This is a genomic window from Kitasatospora sp. NPDC004289 (assembly GCF_053602875.1).
Window position 1 is genome coordinate 85,545 of the sequence record NZ_JBSGEL010000014.1, and the last position, 19,041, is coordinate 104,585.

Below are 19,041 nucleotides of genomic sequence, written 5' to 3' on the forward strand. Positions count from 1 at the left end.
GTGCAACTGGCTCGCGTGCCCCGATCTCACGCTGGTCCGCCTTCCGTACTCGCGCAGTTCCCCGCGCCCCAGAGGCATCACCACTACCGTGGAGGCATGCGACTGCCGAGGATTGTTGCTGCTCCGATGGCCGGGGGTGGGTCCACGCCCGCGTTGGTGGCTGCCGTCAACGAGGGGGGCGGGCTGGGGTTTCTGGCGGCCGGGTACAAGACGGTCGGGGCCCTCGGGGAGCAGATCGCCGAGACCCGGAAGCTGACGGACCGTCCGTTCGGGGTGAACCTGTTCGTGCCGGACGTGCCCTCCGACCCGGCGGCGGTGGCCGCGTACCGGGAGGTGCTGCGGGCGGAGGCCGAGCGGTACGGGGTGGTGCTGCCGGAGGAGCTCGGGCCGGACCGGGACGGGTGGGAGGAGAAGACCGCGCTGCTGCTGGCGGATCCGGTGGCGGTGGTCTCGTACACCTTCGGGCTGCCGAGCGCAGCCGAAGCCGCGGCGTTCCGGGCGGCGGGCACGTACCAGGTGGCCACCGTCACCACCCTCGACGAGGCGCTCGCCGCGGCCGCGCGGGGGATGGACGCGCTCTGCGTGCAGGGCCCGGAGGCCGGCGGCCACCGCGGCACCCACCGGGCGGACGCGGTGCCGGGCACCACTCCGCTGCCCGCGCTGCTCCGCGAGATCGGAACGGCGGGCCTGCCGATGATCGCGGCGGGCGGCCTGGCCGACGGCCCGTCACTCGTCGCCGTCCGCGAGGCCGGAGCAGTGGCCGCGCAGATCGGCACCGCCTACCTGCGCACCGACGAGTCCGGGGCGAACGAGCCCTACAAGAAGGCACTCGCCGGGCACCCCGGCCCGACCACCGTGACGCGGGCCTTCACCGGCCGCCCGGCCCGCGGGTTGCGCAACGCCTTCATCGACCGCTACGGCCCGCTCGCCCCGACCGGCTACCCGGAGGTGCACCACCTGACGGCACCGCTGCGGGCCGCCGCCACCGCCCGGGGCGACCTGGAGGCGATGCACCTGTGGGCCGGCACCGCCCACCACCTGGCCCGCACCGGCCCGGCCGAGGCGCTCACCCGGGAGCTCACGGCAGCCTTCGAGCAGATGGCCTGACGGGGCCTCAGAGGACCTCGCGGTAGTAGGCGATCTTGTCGCGGATCGCCTGCCGCTGGCGCTGGAGTTCCCGGATCTGGGCCTCGACCTGTTCGTCGTGGGCCTCCAGGACCGCCAGCCGCGCGGCGACCGTGGAGTCCCCGGCCCGGACCAGCTCCGCGTAGTCGCGCATGTCGGCGATGGGCATCCCGGTGTCCCGCAGGCAGCGCAGCACGCCCAGCCAGGCCAGGTCGTGGGCGGTGAAGCGGCGGTGGCCGCTGGCCGAGCGGCGCACCTCACCGAGCAGGCCGATCTTCTCGTAGTACCGCAGGGTGTCAAGACTGAACCCCGACTCGGCGACTGCCTGAGCCGGGGTCAGTTCAACGTCGGTGTCCGTCATGGATCCATGATGGCAAGGAGGTTCAGCCCAGCAGGGTGCCCATCCACTCCTCGATACCGGCCACCGAGCGCGGGAGCGCGCCGGACATCAGACTGGCGCCGTCGGCGGTGATGACCAGGTCGTCCTCGATCCGGACGCCGATGCCGCGCAGCTCGGCCGGCAGGGTCTCGTCGTCGGGCTGGAGGTAGAGGCCGGGCTCGACGGTGAGGACCTGGCCCTCCTCCAGCTTGCCGTCGAGGTAGGTCTCGGCGCGGGCCTTGGCGCAGTCGTGGACGTCCAGGCCGAGCATGTGGCCGCTGGAGCAGAGGGTGTAGCGGCGGAACAGGCCGCTGTCCTCCCGCATGGCCTCGTCCGCGCTGATCTTCAGCACGCCCCAGTCGGCCAGGCCCTCGGCGATCACCCGCATGCCGGCCCGGTGGAAGTCGCGGAAGCTGGCGCCGGGCTTGAGGGTGGCGATGCCGGCGTCCTGGGCGGCGAGCACCAGCTCGTAGACCTGGCGCTGGACGGGGGAGAAGGTGCCGCTGAGCGGGAGGGTGCGGGTGATGTCGGCGGTGTAGAGGGAGTCGGTCTCCACGCCGGCGTCGAGCAGCAGCAGCTTGGAGGGGTCGAGGGCGCCGTCGTTGCGGATCCAGTGCAGCACGCAGGCGTGGGCGCCGGAGGCGACGATGGTGTCGTAGCCGGTGCCGTTGCCCTCGGCGCGGGCGCGGAGGTTGAAGGTGCCCTCCAGCCAGCGCTCGCCGCGGCCGTGCTTCAGCGCGAGCGGCAGGGCGCGGACGACGTCCTCGAAGCCGGTGGTGGTGAGGTCGACGGAGAGCTGGAGCTGCTCCACCTCCCAGCTGTCCTTGACCAGCCGCAGCTCGGAGAGCGTAGAGGCGAGCTGCGCGTCGGCCGGCAGCACGGCGTCCAGCAGCGGGTCGACGCCGCCGAGCAGGCGGGTGGGGGCCTGAGGACCCTTCAGCAGGTCCTCCAGCTCGTCCAGGTGGGCGGTGCGGATGCCGGTGAGCTGGGCGGCCTCGTCCAGGTCGGGGCGGCGGCCGACCCAGAACTCGCCGTAGCGGCGGTCGCGGTAGAACTCGGAGCCGTAGGGGCTGCCGCCGCCGCGGGGGGAGCGCGGGCGCAGGTAGAGGACCGGCTCGCCGCTCGGCTCGACCACCAGGACGTGGCCGACCTGCTCCTCGCCGGTGAGGCCGGTGAGCCAGGCGTAGGCGCTGTGCGGGCGGAAGCGGTAGTCGCAGTCGTTGCTGCGGACCTTCAACTGGCCGGCGGGGACGACCAGCCGCTCCCCGGGGAAGGCGGCGGCCAGCCTGGCCCGGCGGGCGGGCATGAACGCGTAGCCGTTCACCCGGTCGGTGGCGGGCAGCGGGGTGGCGGCCCAGCCGGTGCCCATGAAGGCGTCCAGCGCGGGGGAGACGGGCAGGTCGTGGCTGCCGGTGTTGAGGGGGCGGGGGTCGGACACGGCTGCGGCTCCTTCGCCGGACTGGACGGTGGTGGTGCTGTTACGCACGTACGGGTCTGACGTGCAGTGTTTCCTTGCGCGTGGCGGGAGTTGAGGGGCTGGAGGGACACAGGTCGGTAACGGCCCGCTCCATCTCTTGCCAGTGCAATTTCACATTACTATGTTACGGGTCACACCTTGGAGCGGCTAGACCCCGGCGGGCAGCACTCCTGGTGGCCCCGGATCAGCCCCGGGGCGGACCAAGGCCGCAACTGCGGCCTTCCACTGCGGAGTTGCACATGACCAGGCGCATCCACGCCGCGCTCGCGACCGCGATCACGGCAGCACTCACCCTCGGCCTCGGGGCCTGTTCGAGCACCGGCTCGTCCTCCGACGACACGGACAAGCCGGTCGTCACGGCCGGCGACGGCATCATCGGCGGCACCCCCGTCAAGGGCGGCACCCTGAACCTGCTGTCGAACACCGACTTCGACCAGCTGGACCCGACCCGCAACTGGACCATGCCGGTGATGGACTTCGGCGTGCGCGTCCTCTACCGGACCCTCACCACCTTCAAGGCGGCGCCCGGCGCCGAGGGCCTGAAGATCGAGCCGGACCTGGCCACCGACCTCGGCCAGTCCAGCGACGGCGGCAAGACCTGGACCTTCAAGCTGAAGGACGGCCTCAAGTACGAGGACGGCACCCCGATCGTCGCCGACGACATCAAGTACAACGTCGAGCGCTCCTACTCGCCGGAGCTCCCCGGCGGCCCGGACTACGCCCGGGTCTACCTGAACGCGCCCGAGGACTACAAGGGCCCGCTCACCGGCCAGCGCCTCGGCAAGGAGTCCATCGAGGTCCCGGACGAGAAGACCATCGTCTTCCACCTCAAGCGCCCGGTGGCCGAGTTCGGCTACACCGTGACGCTGCCGACCTTCGCCCCGGTGCCGAAGGCCAAGGAGGCGGGCGCCAACTACAGCAACCACCCGGTCTCCTCCGGTCCGTACAAGATCGAGAGCTACGACCGCGGCAAGCGCATGGTGCTGGTCCGCAACACCTTCTGGGACGAGAAGACCGACACCGTCCGCAAGGCGTACCCGGACAAGATCGTGGTCGACCAGACCCTCAAGGGCACCGGTGTGGCCGAGCGCCTGATCGCCGACCAGGGCGAGGACAAGAACTCGCTCTCCTACGTCGACCTGGTCGCGTCGAAGATCAGCGAGGTGCTCACCAACCCGGAGCTGAAGGCCCGTCTGATCTCCGAGAACGCGGGCTGCACCACCTCGCTGCAGATGGACAACAGCAAGGCCCCGTTCAACGACCCCAAGGTCCGCCTCGCGATGCAGTACGCGGTGGACAAGGAGTCGTTCCAGGCGGCCCAGGGCGGTCCGGCCTTCGTCGACATCGCCACCACCTACCTGCCGCCGGTGCTCACCGACGGCAAGTCGGTCGACCACTTCAAGATCAAGCCGGGCGGCGACGTCGACAAGGCCAAGGCCCTGCTGGCCGAGGCGGGCCAGGCGGCCGGCTTCAAGACCGAGCTCACCACCTCCACCGGTGGCAAGCAGCAGGCCGAGGCCGTCCAGGCGGCGCTGAAGAAGGTCAACGTCGACGTCACCATCAACGTGGTGGACCCGACCGCCGTCAACTCGATCGTCGGTGACAAGACCAAGCAGACGGGTCTGTCGATCAGCGGCTGGTGCCCCGACTACCCGTCGGCCGCCACCTTCCTGCCGATGATCTACGACGGCAAGATCATCAAGGACAAGGGCAACTTCGGCAACGTCACCCGCTTCAACGACCCGGCCACCAACGCCGAGCTGGACCGGATCGCCGGCCTGAGCGACAAGGCCGAGGCCGACAAGGCGTGGCTCGCCCTGGACTCCTCGATCATGGACAAGTCGCCCGCCGTGCCGCTGGCCTGGGCCAAGAAGCCGCTGCTGGTCGGCTCCAACATCGCCGGCGCCTTCGCCCACCCCGTGTGGGCCGGCCAGGTCGACTACGCCGTCATCGGCCTGAAGTCCGTCAAGTAACCCGGGAGTCCGCATGACCGCCCCGCTCTCTCCGTCCCGGGCCGGTGCCGACGGCACCGACGGGACCGGGGGAGCGGGGGCGGCGGCCAGTCCCGCTGCCCCCGCCTCCACCACCGCTCAACCCCCCGCCTCCCCATGGCGGTTGGCCTGGCAGCGGCTGCGCCGCCAGAAGGCCGCGCTGACCGGCTTCGGCATCATCGCCTTCTTCGTCCTGGTCGCCCTGCTCGCCCCGCTGATCACCATGATCAGCGGCCACGGCCCGGCCGACACCGACAAGAAGGCCATCAACTCCTACCTCGGCGGCCTGCCCAAGGGCAGCTTCGGCGGGATGAGCCCCGACCACTGGCTGGGCGTCGAGCCCGGCCTCGGCCGGGACATCTTCGCCCGCCTGCTCTACGGTGCCCAGATCAGCCTGCTGGTGGCCTTCGCCTCGGCGGCCCTGATCACCGTGATCGGGGTGACCCTCGGCATCCTGGCCGGCTACTTCGGCGGCCGGGTGGACACCATGATCAGCCGGTTCATGGACGTCATGATGTCCTTCCCCACCCTGATCTTCATGATCGCGCTGCTCTCGGTGGCCCGGGACGTCAACCGGGTGCTGCTGCTGATCATCGTGATGGGCGTCTTCAGCTGGCCCTACATCGCCCGCGTCATCCGGGCCCAGACGCTCTCGCTCAAGCACCGCGAGTACGTCGAGGCGGCCCGGGCCAGCGGCACCTCCTCGGGCCGGATCCTGCTCACCGAGATCCTCCCCAACCTCTCCGGCACCGTCATCGTCTACGTCACGCTGGCCATCCCCGGCCTGATCGGCACCGAGGCGGCCCTCACCTTCCTCGGCGTCGGCGTCCGGCCGCCGACCCCCTCGTGGGGCCAGATGATCGCGGACTCGGTGCAGTACTACAAGGTCGACCCGATGTTCTTCGTCCTGCCGAGCCTCTGCCTCTTCCTGGTGGTCCTCGGCTTCACCCTGATCGGTGACGCGCTCCGCGACGCCCTCGACCCGAAGGGCGGCAAGGCGTGATCTGGTTCCTGATCCGCCGTCTGGTCGGCATCGCCGCCACGCTGTTGGTGATCTGCGCGCTGACCTTCGCGGTGTTCTACCTCTTCCCGGCCGATCCGGCCGCCCAGTTCTGCGGCAAGGACTGCTCCACCGAGCGGATCGAGATGGTCCGTCAGCAGCTCGGCCTGAACGACCCGTTGATCGTCCAGTTCGGCCGCTACCTGGTCGGCATCTTCGCCGGCCAGACCCTGGGCAGCGGGCCGTACGCGGTCCAGTGCGACTTCCCCTGCTTCGGCTACTCCTTCCAGAGCGCCCAGCCGGTCTGGGACCTGATGATGGACCGCTTCCCGGTCAGCGCCTCGCTGGCGCTGGGCGCGGCGGTCTGCTGGCTGGCCCTGGGCATCTCGGCCGGCGTGGTCTCCGCCCTCAAGCGGAACACCTGGATCGACCGCACCGTGATGGTGGCCACCATCGGCATCGCCGCGCTGCCGGTCTACTTCACCGCGATGATCCTGCTCTACGTGGTGGTCTCGGTGCTGGGCCTGATGCCGCTGCCCCGGTACATCGCCTTCGGCGAGGACCCGGTCGGCTGGCTGCGCAACCTGATCCTGCCGTGGATCACGCTGGCGCTGCTCTCGGCCGCCCTCTACGCCCGGATGACCCGCAACTCGGTCATCGAGACGATGGAGGAGCCCTTCGTGCGCACCGCCAGGGCCAAGGGCCTGCGGGAGCGCCGGGTGGTCGGGCGGCACGGGCTGCGGCCCGCGCTCACCCCGGTGGCCACCATGCTCGGCCTGGACCTCGGCGGCCTGCTGGCCGGGGCCCTGATCACCGAGCAGCTGTTCAGCCTCCCGGGCGTCGGCAAGCTCTTCGCCGACTCGCTCAACAAGGCGGACCAGCCGGTCATCATGGGCGTCACCCTGCTGGCCTCGTTCTTCATCGTGACCTCCAACCTGGTGGTCGACCTGATGTACGCCTGGATCGACCCGAGGGCGAGGCTCTCATGACCGCACTGCTCGAAGTCACCAACCTCGAAGTCGAGTTCAACACCGCCGAGGGCGTCGTCAAGGCGATCAAGGGCGTCGACTTCACGGTCGAACGGGGGAGGACCCTCGGGATCGTCGGTGAGTCCGGCTCCGGCAAGTCCGTCACCTCGCTGGCGGTGATGGGCCTGCACCGGGGTGCCAAGGTCACCGGCTCGGTGAAGTTCGACGGCACCGAGCTGATCGGCGCCCCCGACGAGACCGTGCGCAAGCTGCGCGGCCGCCGGATGGCGATGGTCTTCCAGGACGCGCTCACCTCGCTGCACCCGTACTTCACCATCGGCGACCAGATCTCCGAGGCCTACCGGGAGCACTTCGGCGGCAGCAGGAAGGCCGCCTGGGCCCGGGCCGTCGAGGTGCTCGGCGACGTGGGCATCCCGGAGCCGGCCCGCCGGGCCGGGGAGCACCCGCACCAGTTCTCCGGCGGCATGCGCCAGCGCGCGATGATCGCTCTCGCGCTCTCCTGCGAGCCGGACCTGATCATCGCCGACGAGCCCACCACCGCACTGGACGTCACCGTGCAGGCCCAGGTGCTGGAGCTGCTGATGAAGCTCCAGCAGGAGCGCGGGCTCGGGGTCATGATGATCACCCACGACCTCGGCGTGATCGCCCGGGTGGCCGACGAGGTCCTGGTGATGTACGGCGGCGCCGCCGCCGAACAGGCCCCGGCGGACACGCTGTTCACCACCCCGCGGCACCCGTACACCCGGGGGCTGCTGGACTCGCTGCCGCGGCTGGACGCCCCGGAGGGGGAGGCCCTGCGCTCCATCCCGGGCTCCCCGCCCTCGCTGCTCAACCCGCCGCCCGGCTGCGCCTTCCAACCGCGCTGCCAGGTCTACGCGGCGGAGCCCAGCGAGCTCTGCACCGCCGGCCGCCCGCCGCTGCGCCTGGTCGCCCCGGAGCACCGCAACGCCTGCGTCCGTGACGCGGCCGACCTCGACGGGGTGACGGCATGACCACCACCGAAGTGACCACCGAGGCCGCCCGGGCCACCGGGACCATCCTGACGGCCGAGAACCTGGGCATGACCTTCCCGGGCCCGCGCTCCGGCCTGCGCCGCAGCGCCGGGATCAAGGCGGTGGACGGCGTCAGCTTCGACGTCCGGGCCGGCGAGACCCTGGGCCTGGTCGGCGAGTCCGGCTGCGGCAAGTCCACCACCGGGCGGATGCTGGTCCGGCTGCTGGACCCGACGGCCGGTCAGGTCTCGTTCCAGGGCGCGGACATCACCCGCACCGGGCAGCGCGAGCTGCGCCCGCTGCGCAGCAAGCTGCAGATGATCTTCCAGGACCCGTTCGCCTCGCTGAACCCGCGGCAGACCGTCCAGCAGATCATCTCGGCCCCGCTGCGCGCCCAGGGCCTGGCCACCGCGGCGATCCGCAGCGAGGTCCGCGACCTGGTCGACCTGGTCGGGCTGGCGCCCGAGCACCTGGAGCGCTACCCGCACCAGTTCTCCGGCGGCCAGGCCCAGCGCATCGGCATCGCCCGGGCGTTGGCGACCCGCCCGGAGCTGGTGGTGGCGGACGAGCCGGTCTCCGCCCTGGACGTCTCGATCCAGGCGCAGATCGTCGGGCTGATGGAGCGGCTCCAGCGCGAGCTGGGCGTGGCCTACGTGTTCATCGCGCACGACCTGGCGGTGGTCAAGCACATCAGCCACCGGGTCGCGGTGATGTACCTCGGGCGGATCGTCGAGATCGGCGACAAGCAGGACGTCTACGACAACCCGGCCCACCCGTACACCAAGGCGCTGCTCTCCGCGGTGCCGCTGCCCGACCCGGCCGCCGAGCGGCGCCGGGAGCGGATCGTGCTGCTGGGCGACCCGCCCAGCCCGGCCAACCCGCCGAGCGGCTGCACCTTCCACCCGCGCTGCCCCAAGGCGCAGGAGATCTGCCGCACCGAGCGGCCGCTGCTCCAGATCACCGCCACCGGCGGCGGCCGGCAGGCCGCCTGCCACTTCCCCGAGGCCTGACCCCGCGTCAGCCCCTCCGCTCCGGGGCCCGACCGCGCGTCGGGAGCCCCGGCCCCCGGCCCCGGCCGCCGTCCTCCTCCCCATGGGACGGCGGCCCGGGCCGGGCACCACCCGCTCCACCCGCATCACCTGCTCCACCCACGAGCTCCCCGGTCCTCCGGGAGACCGGGCCGACGGCCCCACCCGATCCGGCCCGCACCCACGTCCGAGCGGACACCGCCCCACCTCCATCCCCCACTGGAGCCCCCCGTGCGAACCTCCCCCCGAACGGCGCGCAGAGCGCTGCTCGCGGCCGCCCTGGCCGCGGCCCTCACCCTTCCGGCCGTCCAGACGGTGCAGGCGGCCACCCAGCCCGCCCCCGTCACGGCCCCGGCCACCTTCCAGGCCGATCCCCAACCCCACAGCGGATACGACGAGTTGGCGCACCTCGGCGACGCGGTGGCCCGTACCGGCGCCTCCGCGCCCGCTCCCGGCGGCGGTTCGCTGGGCGGCACGCCGTTCCCGGGCGCGATGCCCCAGCGGGTCGGCGCCCCCGCCCCGACCGCCGCCGAACTGGCCGCCCCCACGGCCGTGGTGCGGACCGCGGCCGGGGTGCCCTGCACCCTGGACGGCCTGACCGGTCTCGGCCCCGCCCAGCTGGCCGACTTCCTCACCGACCCCGCGGTCAAGGGCGACGACTGCCTCAAGTCCCTGCTCTGGACCTGGGACGCGCGCTTCGCCGTCACCATGGACGGCGCCCACGTCCGGGCGGTGGCCGACCGGATCGTCCAGCAGGTGCCCGCCGAGGACGGCAGCGGCCGGGCCCACCTGTACGAGCTGTTCTACTTCCTGCACGCGGCCGCGTACCACGACTTCACCCAGGCCGGGATCGACATCACCGAGACCGCCACGGCCGCCGCCGTCCGGCGCGCGGTGGACGCCTGGGCCGCCGCCCCGCTGGCCTTCGCCGACACCGACCAGGCCGGGCTGACCACCCGGGAGATGACCATCGCGGCCGGCTCCACCGGCCAGCGGCAGTACCAACTCGCCCTGGCGAAGCGGGTGCTGGCCAAGTTCGGCCCCGGCACCCGGGTCGCCGACAGCTGGGCCTGGGGCACCGCGGGCCTGGCCGCGCTGAACCTCAACTACCTGGGCGTCAACAACCGGGACGCCGCCTTCCTCGCGCAGGTCACCGCCGACGCCTCCTACCGGAGCGCGTTCCGCGACTTCGCCGGGTACGGCCACCTCAAGGGCACCCAGAACGAGTGGCTGGCCCGGGACGCGATGGCCGAGTACGGCCGCTTCGGCGAGCTCCCCGAGCTGAAGGCCGGGGTGGTCGGCGAGCTCGGGTGGCTGCTCTCCACCACCGCCCGGGTCTTCGGCGAGCTCTCCGGCCCCTGGGTGAAGGTGGTCGGCTGGGCCAACGCCTTCGGCGTCTGCCAGCAGTACGACGTCTGCGCGGCCAAGTACGACGCCCAGGTGTTCCCCTACACCTACAGCTACGACAACGGCGCCATCCAGGTCCGCACCTCGCTGGACCGGGCCACCGTCGACCGGATGTACTACGCGAGCAAGCAGGTCAAGACCCAGTTCCTGCGGGTGCTCGGCACCGACGCCCCGCTCGACGGCGACCCGAACGCCACCCTCAACATCCGGCTCTACCCGACCCGTTCGGCCTACGAGCTCTACCACCCGCTGCTCACCGGCATGGGCACCGCCAACGGCGGCATCTACATCGAGCGCGGCGCCACCTTCTACACCTACCAGCGGACCACCGCCGAGTCGTACCTGACGCTGGAGGAGCTCTTCCGGCACGAGTACGTCCACTACCTGAACGGCCGCTGGGCCACCCCGGGCTACTTCGGCGACGCCCGCTGGTACGCCGGCGACCGGCTCACCGCGATGGACGAGGGCACCGCCGAGTTCTTCGACGGCTCCACCCGGGACGGCGGGGTGAAGGTCCGTCAGGCCCTGGTCGCCGCCCTGGCCCGGGACGAGGCGGCCGGCATCCCCCGCCTGAGCGTCGCGGAGCTGCTGCACGCCCGGTACGACGACGCCCCGGCCTTCCACTTCTACAACTACGCCGGGACCTTCTTCGAGTACCTCTGGGCCGAGCGCCCCGCCGAGCTGCGCGCCATGTACGCGCTGATGCGGGCCGACGACCCGGCGGGCTTCGACGCCTGGCGCGACCGGATGGGCGCCGACCAGGCGCTCCAGGCGGGCTACGACGCCTTCCTGACGGCGCAGAGCGCCCGGGTCCAGGACCTGTACGTGCCCAGCACCTCGTTCACCGCCAACGGCTACCTGCGCTACGCCTACGCCTCCGAGGTGCAGGCCGCGATCGCCTCGGCCACCGCCAACACGCCCACCTGCAAGGACAACGGCGACTGGGCCAACAAGCCGATGCGCTTCGTCTGCGAGGGCCGGATCACCGCCAACCTGGCGAACGCGGCCGATCCGGACCAGCTCTTCAAGGACATGTCCTCGACCGTGGACTACTTCGTCCTCACCCGGACCAAGGGCGTCGCCAACAACCTGGACGACATGAACTGCTGGTTCGGCCCGGTCGAGGTATGGCCGGGCGGCAAGGCCGGCACCTCCAGCTACACCTGCGAGGGACCCCTGCGCAGGTGACCAGACCCCCGGTCGGACGTGGCGGGGAACCGTGACGGCGGGCCACGTCCGACCGGGTCCAACCCATCAACTCCCGCGCGGGGCGGCCGTCCTACCGCTTCCGCGGCCGCACCGCGCGGGTCCCACGAAAGGCACGACTGACGTGACTCAGGCACCCCAGCCGCTCAGCTGGGACGGCAGCGCCCACCCCTCCGGCCGGACCGAGACCGTGGCGGAGGTCAACCTCGGCCTGCCCGGGGTCCGGGCCAGAGCCGTGGCCGTCGGCGCCGCCCACCTGGCGGTCCGGGTCGTCCCGCAGGCCGAGCCCGGCGTGGTGGTCGTCGAGGCCGCGCCCGAACTCCCCACCGACGACGGGCCGGTGCGCACCCGCATCGAGTGGCGGCTGCCCTGCACCGGCGCCACCGGCTACTGGACCCCGCTGAGCGGCACCCGCTGGCTGCCCCCGTCCTGGGCGCTGCCCCGGACCGCCTCGCTGCCCAAGGGCGCCCCGGTCGGCAGCCTGGTCGGCACCGCCGACGCCGCGCTGTGCACCTTCGCGGCCGGTGAGACGGTGCTGCCGGTCTCGATCGGCGAGGGCGCGGTCGAGGAGACCGGGGACTTCAGCTTCTGGGTCGAGCACGAGGGCCCGCTGCGCCTGCGCCTGGACCTGAGCGGCCGTCACTTCGCCGACACCGTCCGGGACTGCGCCGCCTGGTGGGCCGAGTCGCTGCCCGCCTCCACCGTGCCGGACGCCGCCTTCGACCCGGTCTTCTGCACCTGGTACGCGCTGCACCTGACCATCACCGCCCCCGAGGTGGAGCGCCTGGCCGCGCTGGCCGCCCCGCTCGGGTTCGGCGCGCTGATCGTGGACGACGGCTGGCAGACCGACGAGGTGGGCCGCTCCTACGCCACCACCGGCGACTGGCAGCCCGCCCCGGCCGGCTTCCCGGACTTCGCCGACCACGTCGACCGGATCCGCAAGCTGGGGCTCAACTACCTGCTCTGGCACGCGCTCCCGTTCCTCGGCGACCGCAGCGCCGCCCAGGCCGAGCTGGCCCCGCACACCCTGGCCCACCTGCCGATGCTGGAGACCTCGGTGCTCGACCCGCGCAGCCCGCTGGTCCGGGCCCACCAGGTCGAGCGCCTCGCCGCGGCGGTGGAGCGGCACGGGGTGGACGGCCTGAAGATCGACTTCATCGACACCTTCCTGCGCGAGGCCACCACCGCCTCGCCCGACCCGGACTGCACCGAGGTCGCCGAGGGCGTCCGCCGCCTGCTGGAGGAGCTGGACACCCGGCTGCGGGCCACCCGGCCCGAGGTGCTGATCGAGCACCGCCAGCAGTACATGGGCCCCGGCCTGTGGCCGTACGCCACCATGGTCCGGGCCACCGACTGCCCGCACAACGCCACCGAGAACCGGGTCCGCTGCGCCGACCTGCGGCTCACCGCGGGCCCGCTGGCCGTGCACGCCGACCCGCTCACCTGGCACCCGGCGGAGGAGCCCGCGCAGATCGCGGTCTTCCTGATCTCGGTGCTGTTCGCCACCGCCCAGGTCTCGGTGGACCTGTCCGCGCAGAGCCCGGAGCAGCTGGCCGCCGTGCGGTTCTGGCTCTCCGTCATGCGCGAGCACCGCGACCTGCTGCAGCGCGCCGAGTTCCGCCCGCACCGCCCCGAGCTGGCCTACCCGCTGATCGAGGCGCGGGACGGCGGGGCGCTGGCCTTCGGCCGCTACGGCGCGCTGCCGGTGCGGGTCACCGGGGAGTGGGAGTCGCTGCTGCTGGCCAACGCCGAGGCGGACACCCTGGTCCGGCTGGTCTTCGACCGGGTGCCGGGACGCTTCTCGGTGCTGGTGCAGGACGCGCTGGGCGGCGAGGTGGCCGCGACCACGGCCTCGGTGGAGGGCGTGGAGTTCACCGTGCACGTGCCGCTGGGCGGTCTGCTGACGCTCCGTCGGGGCTGACACCGGCGCTTTCGTGGCCCGGTTCGGAGGGTGGGGGACCTCCGGACCGGGCCGCCCCCGTTGTCCACCGGGCGGGGTGGTGCCCCCGCCCGGTGAACACCTCTGTGCACCAGGCGGGTCCGACGGAGGGAACCGTAGCAGCGGGACCCGCCTGGTGAGCTCGTGTCCCCGACGGTACGCCCGCCGACACCTCGTCAGGTACCGCACGAGTGCACGGTCGCCGCCGCGGGAGCTGTCACCTGTGCACGGTCACCCCGGGCTCGGGCAGCGCCAGCTCCCCGAGCGCGGCGAAGGCCAGCACCACCTCGTACACCCCGCCGCCCCCGGCGAGCAGTTGCCGCTGCAGCAGCCGCTCGGCCGCCCGCAGGTGCTCCCGGACGGTCTGCGCGTGCAGTCCGAGCTCCCGGGCGGCCCGCTCCACCCCGAGGTCGGCGCGCACCCAGGCCAGCAGGGTGGAGCGCAGCTCGCGGCCGTCCTCCGCCAGCCGCCCGAGCAGCCCGTCGGCCCAGTCCGCCACCGGGGCGGCAGCCAGCAGCTCGCCCAGGCCGGGCGCCGGGAGGCCCGCCCCGGCGGCCACCGCGCAGGCGGCCACCGAGGTGGAGGCCTGCAGCGCCAGGTGCAGCACCGTGCGGCCGGCCACCCCGGCCAGGTCCAGGCCGAGCTGCGCGGCCGCCCGGTCCAGCCGGGCCTTCACGGTGTTGCGGCTGACCCCGAGGATGCGCCCGGCGCTCACGGCGGGGAACTCCAGGCCCAGGTGCAGGGTGCCGAGCAGCTGGTCCCGCCCGCTCAGCGGCAGTGCGTGCAGCGGGCGCAGCACCTCCTCCGCCCAGCGCGCCGCACCGCGCGGCTCCAGCACCTGGCCGAGCCGGCTCTCGGCGGCGTACAGCGCCGCCCGCCCCGGCCGCAGCCGGGCCACCGCCAGCGCCCGGGTGGCGTCCCCGTAGGAGCCGGCGGTCTGCGCCAGCGGCAGCCGGCCGCTGCCGCCGAGCGAGCGGTCCGGGCGCCCGGCCACGAACTCGCGCAGCGTCAGGCCGACCCGGTCCCAGCCCTCCTGCTCCTCCTGCCGGGTGCCGTCCTCCCGCAGCGGCGCCACCACGATCAGGTGCTGCTCGTAGGCCGGGCAGCGGACCACCAGCGCGGTGGGGCCGAGCGCCTCCCGGCACCGCCGGGCCAGCTCGTCCCGCTCCGGCGCAGGACCCTCCAGGACGTAGACCCGCTGCTCCTCGGCGTCCAGCAGGCCGGGGGAGAGGCCCTCCCCGGTGCGCTGGGCGAGCGTCACCTCACCGCCCATCAGCAACTGGAAGACCGCGACCCGCAGCGCCGCCTTGACCTCCTCCAGCCGCTCCCGGTCCGCCTCCGCCTGCCGCACCCGCACCAGCGGCGCGATCAGGTCGGCGGCGTGCGCGACCAGGGCGGCGGCCCGGGCGTCGAAGGGCTCGGTGCGACCCACCGCCAGGACGGGGTACGGCCGGCTGCCGCCGACCGTGGTCAGCCGCACCCGGAGCGGGCCGGCGTCCAGGGCGGCCGACCGCAGCCGGCCGTCCGTCAGCTCGCGCACCGTCGGCGCGGCGGCGGCGAGCAGGTGCTCCGTCCCGGCCGGGGCCGTCACGGCGGGCTCGCCCGGCCGCCCGGTGGTCAGCCGCACCGGGCCGCCGACCGCCCGGGCCAGCCACTCCACCAGGCGCTCCAGCCGCTGGTCGGCCCGCCCGCCGGGCTCCCGCAGGTGGGCCAACAGCTGTGCCAGCTCGGCCTGTTCGCCCTGCACCTCACGCAGCCGGGCGTCGCCGATCCGGCGGGCCACCCGCAGCCAGCTCCGCTCGTCCTCGACCGCCAGCAGGGCCAGGCCGTGCCGCGCGGCCCCGGCCCGGTGCCCCTCGCTGGGCTCCGCCGCGGTGACCGCCACGGCCGCCGCCCGCCCGGCGGCCAGCCGGGCGAAGTCCCGCTCCGTCGCCTGCGGCGGCACCCGCACCAGGCGGTCCGCCACCTCCTCGTCGGGTTCGGCGACCCCGGTCACCGAACGTTCCGCTCCCGTCCCGCCGATCAGCCGCAATCCCGGCACATCGGTCAGTGACCCCACAGTGGGCAAGGCCCCTCCTCGGTACACGCGCTGCTACGTGAGCCCCGGCCGTGCCTGCCGTCGCGATGACGTTCCCTCAGGCGCGCCGTCCCCCCGGTCGACCTGCGCCGATCGTACGCACCACGGCCGGAGCCCCGGTCCGCAGGGTGTGCGGACCGGGGCTCCGGTGCGTGCTGCTGACGGGTGGTCAGCGAGGGTGGTGCAGGGGGTGGGTCAGGAGGCGGGGCCGACCCGGACGGTGGTCAGCTTGCCGCCCTGGGTCTCCCGGACGACCTCGATCTTGGTGTTGGTGTTCGGGACGGCCACCGCGTGCTGCGGGAGCGCCGGGTCGCTGTAGACCCCGGTGCGGTCGTTGAAGACCGGCACGGCCGGCTTCGACGGGAAGGCGTTCAGCACACCGGCCTTGTGCAGGGTGAACTCGGTGGTGGGCTGGAGCGAGAAGGTCGCGTCGTAGGTCTGGGCGCGGCCGTTCACCAGGGTGCCGTCGGAGAACTTCATCGGCTGCGGGTGGGCGTCGATCGGGAGGATCAGGCCGCCGCCCGGGTGGTCCTTGGTGTTGTTGTCCAGGTAGCTGGTGTCCCAGAGCCAGATCAGGACGCCCTCCTGGTACGGGTAGGTGTCGATCACGTTGGTCTTGCCCGCGACCCCGGAGTACCCGAAGTTGTACGGGCCGGTCTTCAGGAAGGCGCCGTAGCCGACGTAGCGGCGGTTCTCCACCACGTAGGCGCGCGGGTGCTCCTTGACGGAGTCCTTGCCCTTGAGCGGGGTGAAGCCGTTCAGCACCCAGTCCTGGTTGCCGTTCTCCGCACCGTCGTTGAGGATCTCGACGCCACCGGCGGTGATCTTGACGGCGTCGACCAGCACGCCCTTGCCGTGGGTGTTGGAGTCCGAGGTGACGTGGAAGCGCAGCTGCACCTTCTGGCCCAGGTAGGCGGTGAGCGGGATGCCCACCTGCCGCCAGGCGTTCGAAGTGCCGCTGAAGCCGGGGACGTTGGCCGCGGTGTTGGTGATCGGCGAGCCGTCCACCGTGCCGCCCAGGGCCTTCCAGGTCTTGCCGTTGTCGGTGCTGGCCTCGACGGTCAGGAAGTCGTAGTCCTGCTCGATGTCGTACCAGGTGGCCGCCGACAGGTTCGCGCTGCCGGTCCTCCCGGTCAGGTCGACCGTGCGGGAGAGCGAGTTGTCCAGGTAGTCGCCGGTGCCGCTGTACCACTGCGAGGCGCCCTCGAAGGGGTCGGCCAGCGTGGTGGTCTTGGTGACCGGGGGCAGGTGCACCAGCACCGCCTGGGCCTGGTCGGTGTTGTAGCCGCTGACGCCGAGCGCGTGGCTGGACCGGGTGGCGGCCTGCGCGTCGTCGTAGTTGAGCCAGCCGAACTGCAGCTTGCTCCAGGCGTCCAGGTCACCGGGGTACTCGCCGGTGGTGTTCTTGCCCTTGCCCAGGTACGAGGCCGAGGACATCAGGGACCAGAAGTTGACGCTGTTGTCGCCGCCGCTGGTCGGGTACAGGTCCGGCAGGCCGAGGTTGTGGCCGTACTCGTGCGAGAACAGGCCCACGCCCGAGTTCTCGCCGCCCTGCACGTAGTCGTAGGCGTAGAGGCCGGAGTCGCCGAGCGGCGCGCCGCCGATCTTGTTGCCCTCCGGACCGATCTGGCCGGACGGGTCCGGCAGGGCCCAGGCGCGGTGCGCCCACATGGCGTCGCCGCCCTGCGCGCCGCCGCCCCAGGTCTCGTCGACGCCCGCGTGGACCACCACGAGGTTGTCGATGTACCCGTCGGGCTCGTTGAAGTTGCCGTCCTTGTCGAAGTCGTAGCGGTCGTAGACGTCGTACTGCTTGAGCTCGTCCTTGACCGACTGCGCGGTGCGGCCCTTGGCGATCTCGCCGTCGTACCAGGCCTTGGTGGCGTCCCGGATGAACTCGTGCGCCTGGGTCCACGCACCGCCGCCCTGCGGGCCCTTGTTGGACCCGTAGCGCGCCTCGTTCCACGGCAGCGTCACCCAGTCGGAGACGGTGCCCTCGATGTCGTACCGGCCCGAGGACTGGGTGCGGTAGTAGTTCCGCATCGAGTTGGCGCCGGCCGTGTCGTCGAAGAACATCTGCTGGTAGTACGACTTGGAGAAGTCGTTCTTCCAGAAGGTGTGGGTGTCGCTCTTGTCCGGCTTCGGGATCGCGTTGTGGCGCGGGCCCGGGGTGCCGGCGTAGCGGGGGACGCCGTTGTACAGCGTGGTGTTGTCGACCTGGTCGCCGAACTGGGCCAGGATGACGAAGACCTTGTCCTTGCGCTCCTGCGCGAGCTGGACGAAGTCGTTGCCGATCTTCACCTGCTTCGGCGCGGTCTTCGCCGAAGTCTTCGCCACGGCGCCCTTGTTGAGCTGCTCCAGCGCCTTGGTGCGCAGCGCCTGCCGGACCTTCTCCTGCGGGGCGAGCGGGGCCTGCGGGGCCTCCTTGGCCTCCAGCCCGCCGCCGGCCTGGGCGTCCTGCGACTGGACGGGGGGAGTGGGGAGCGGGGCGGCGGCGGCGATGCCGCTGCCGATCAGCGAGGCCGCTATCGCGCTGGTGGTCAGTGCAGCGAGGGCCGCTGCGGTCATTCTGCGCAACTGACCGGTCCTTTCCGGACGGGGGTGGTCGGGTGAGCGAGGGTAATATTTCACATGTCATCCATCACACGGAACCCCTCTGACTACCCGAATTTCCCACCGGAAACACGGAGGACCCCGCCACCCCCTTCCGGGGGCGGCGGGGTCCTGACGGGCCGTCAGGCCGTCAGCCGGCCGAGGAGTTCCGGCAGCCGCCCGATCAGGGCGGTCGCCCCGGCCCCGGTCAGCTTCGGCCCGGGGGTGAGCGCGGTGTAGCCGAGCACGTCCATCCCCGCGGCCCGGGCGGCCAGCACGCCGTTCGGGCTGTCCTCGATCACCAGGCAGTCGGCGGGTGCGACCCCCAGGGCGGCCGCCGCGTGCAGGAAGAGGTCCGGGGCCGGCTTGCCCACGCCGCCCACGTCCTGGGCGCTGAACACCGACCCCGCCGGCAGCAGCGGCCGCAGGCCGGTCCGCTCCAGGGTGAGCTCGATCCAGGCGTGGTCGGAGGAGGAGGCCAGGCAGTACGGCACCCCGCGCCGGCCGAGCTCCGCGAGCACCTCGGCCGCGTCCCGGGTCGGGGCGAGCTCCTCGCGGAACGCGGCGAACACCCGCTCGTGGCAGCGTCGTTCGAAGTCCTCCGGCAGGGTGCCCCCGTACCGCCGGGCCACCACCTCGTGGACGTTGCGCCCCGCGTTGCCGAGGAAGTCCCGGAGCGAGTCCTCCAGGGTGGTCGGGTAGCCGAGCTCGGTCAGGTACCCGGACAGGATCCGGTGCGCGGTCGGCTCGCTGTCCACGAGCACGCCGTCGTTGTCGAAGATCACCAATTGGTAGGCCATCGGCGAAGGCTAACCGGAGCGGGGCGGTCCGGTGGAGTGCTC

Annotated in this window: 13 protein-coding genes; 8 read left to right on the plus strand and 5 right to left on the minus strand. The window is 72.6% G+C overall.

Annotation, left to right across the window (positions count from 1 at the left end):
- Positions 1-96: 96 nt before the first annotated feature.
- Positions 97-1,107, plus strand: coding sequence for a nitronate monooxygenase (locus tag ACWEPF_RS12290; RefSeq protein WP_452172523.1), 1,011 nt, complete (start codon positions 97-99; stop codon positions 1,105-1,107).
- A gap of 7 nt (positions 1,108-1,114) precedes the next feature.
- Here the strand turns inward: ACWEPF_RS12290 and ACWEPF_RS12295 are convergent, their stop codons facing one another.
- Together ACWEPF_RS12295 and ACWEPF_RS12300 are read right to left on the minus strand one after the other, a co-directional pair.
- Positions 1,115-1,486, minus strand: coding sequence for a MerR family transcriptional regulator (locus ACWEPF_RS12295; RefSeq protein ID WP_345279554.1), 372 nt, complete (start codon positions 1,484-1,486; stop codon positions 1,115-1,117).
- 22 nt (positions 1,487-1,508) lie between these two features.
- A complete protein-coding gene (locus tag ACWEPF_RS12300; protein WP_452172524.1) occupies positions 1,509-2,942 on the minus strand; it encodes an aminopeptidase P family protein in 1,434 nt (477 codons plus the stop codon).
- A gap of 278 nt (positions 2,943-3,220) precedes the next feature.
- Between ACWEPF_RS12300 and ACWEPF_RS12305 the strand changes: the two genes are divergently transcribed.
- From ACWEPF_RS12305 to ACWEPF_RS12335, 7 genes are all read left to right on the plus strand, one after another.
- Positions 3,221-4,954 (plus strand): ABC transporter substrate-binding protein, encoded by a 1,734-nt coding sequence (locus tag ACWEPF_RS12305; protein ID WP_345279551.1) that lies wholly within the window; start codon positions 3,221-3,223, stop codon positions 4,952-4,954.
- Between the two features lie 13 nt (positions 4,955-4,967).
- Positions 4,968-5,975 (plus strand): ABC transporter permease, encoded by a 1,008-nt coding sequence (locus ACWEPF_RS12310; RefSeq protein ID WP_452172525.1) that lies wholly within the window; start codon positions 4,968-4,970, stop codon positions 5,973-5,975.
- Positions 5,972-6,961, plus strand: coding sequence for an ABC transporter permease (locus ACWEPF_RS12315; RefSeq protein WP_345279547.1), 990 nt, complete (start codon positions 5,972-5,974; stop codon positions 6,959-6,961). Before ACWEPF_RS12310 ends, ACWEPF_RS12315 begins: the two co-directional genes overlap by 4 nt.
- On the plus strand, positions 6,958-7,953 hold the full coding sequence (locus ACWEPF_RS12320; protein ID WP_452172526.1) for an ABC transporter ATP-binding protein: 996 nt from the start codon (positions 6,958-6,960) through the stop codon (positions 7,951-7,953). Before ACWEPF_RS12315 ends, ACWEPF_RS12320 begins: the two co-directional genes overlap by 4 nt.
- On the plus strand, positions 7,950-8,963 hold the full coding sequence (locus ACWEPF_RS12325; protein ID WP_452172527.1) for an ABC transporter ATP-binding protein: 1,014 nt from the start codon (positions 7,950-7,952) through the stop codon (positions 8,961-8,963). Before ACWEPF_RS12320 ends, ACWEPF_RS12325 begins: the two co-directional genes overlap by 4 nt.
- Positions 8,964-9,212: 249 nt before the next feature.
- On the plus strand, positions 9,213-11,576 hold the full coding sequence (locus ACWEPF_RS12330; protein ID WP_452172528.1) for a collagenase: 2,364 nt from the start codon (positions 9,213-9,215) through the stop codon (positions 11,574-11,576).
- A 142-nt stretch (positions 11,577-11,718) separates the two neighbouring features.
- Positions 11,719-13,515: a glycoside hydrolase family 36 protein gene (locus tag ACWEPF_RS12335; RefSeq protein WP_452172529.1), complete on the plus strand. Its 1,797-nt coding sequence runs from the start codon at positions 11,719-11,721 to the stop codon at positions 13,513-13,515.
- Between the two features lie 235 nt (positions 13,516-13,750).
- On the opposite strand, the gene ACWEPF_RS12340 is transcribed toward ACWEPF_RS12335, so the two are convergent.
- From ACWEPF_RS12340 to ACWEPF_RS12350, 3 genes are all read right to left on the minus strand, one after another.
- The gene (locus ACWEPF_RS12340; RefSeq protein ID WP_452172530.1) at positions 13,751-15,529 is read right to left on the minus strand and encodes a helix-turn-helix domain-containing protein; all 1,779 of its coding nucleotides are present in this window, start codon (positions 15,527-15,529) and stop codon (positions 13,751-13,753) included.
- A gap of 276 nt (positions 15,530-15,805) precedes the next feature.
- The gene (locus tag ACWEPF_RS12345; protein ID WP_452172531.1) at positions 15,806-18,175 is read right to left on the minus strand and encodes an immune inhibitor A domain-containing protein; all 2,370 of its coding nucleotides are present in this window, start codon (positions 18,173-18,175) and stop codon (positions 15,806-15,808) included.
- Between the two features lie 167 nt (positions 18,176-18,342).
- Positions 18,343-18,999, minus strand: a complete 657-nt coding sequence (locus tag ACWEPF_RS12350) for an HAD family hydrolase (protein ID WP_452172532.1) — start codon at positions 18,997-18,999, stop codon at positions 18,343-18,345.
- Positions 19,000-19,041: the final 42 nt, after the last annotated feature.

Coding starts and splice junctions, on each gene's coding strand:
- ACWEPF_RS12350 (WP_452172532.1), bottom strand. CDS start 18,999: ATGGCCTACCAATTGGTGATCTTCGACAACGACGGCGTGCTCGTGGAC.
- ACWEPF_RS12325 (WP_452172527.1), top strand. CDS start 7,950: ATGACCACCACCGAAGTGACCACCGAGGCCGCCCGGGCCACCGGGACC.
- ACWEPF_RS12305 (WP_345279551.1), top strand. CDS start 3,221: ATGACCAGGCGCATCCACGCCGCGCTCGCGACCGCGATCACGGCAGCA.
- ACWEPF_RS12295 (WP_345279554.1), bottom strand. CDS start 1,486: ATGACGGACACCGACGTTGAACTGACCCCGGCTCAGGCAGTCGCCGAG.
- ACWEPF_RS12345 (WP_452172531.1), bottom strand. CDS start 18,175: ATGACCGCAGCGGCCCTCGCTGCACTGACCACCAGCGCGATAGCGGCC.
- ACWEPF_RS12320 (WP_452172526.1), top strand. CDS start 6,958: ATGACCGCACTGCTCGAAGTCACCAACCTCGAAGTCGAGTTCAACACC.
- ACWEPF_RS12310 (WP_452172525.1), top strand. CDS start 4,968: ATGACCGCCCCGCTCTCTCCGTCCCGGGCCGGTGCCGACGGCACCGAC.
- ACWEPF_RS12290 (WP_452172523.1), top strand. CDS start 97: ATGCGACTGCCGAGGATTGTTGCTGCTCCGATGGCCGGGGGTGGGTCC.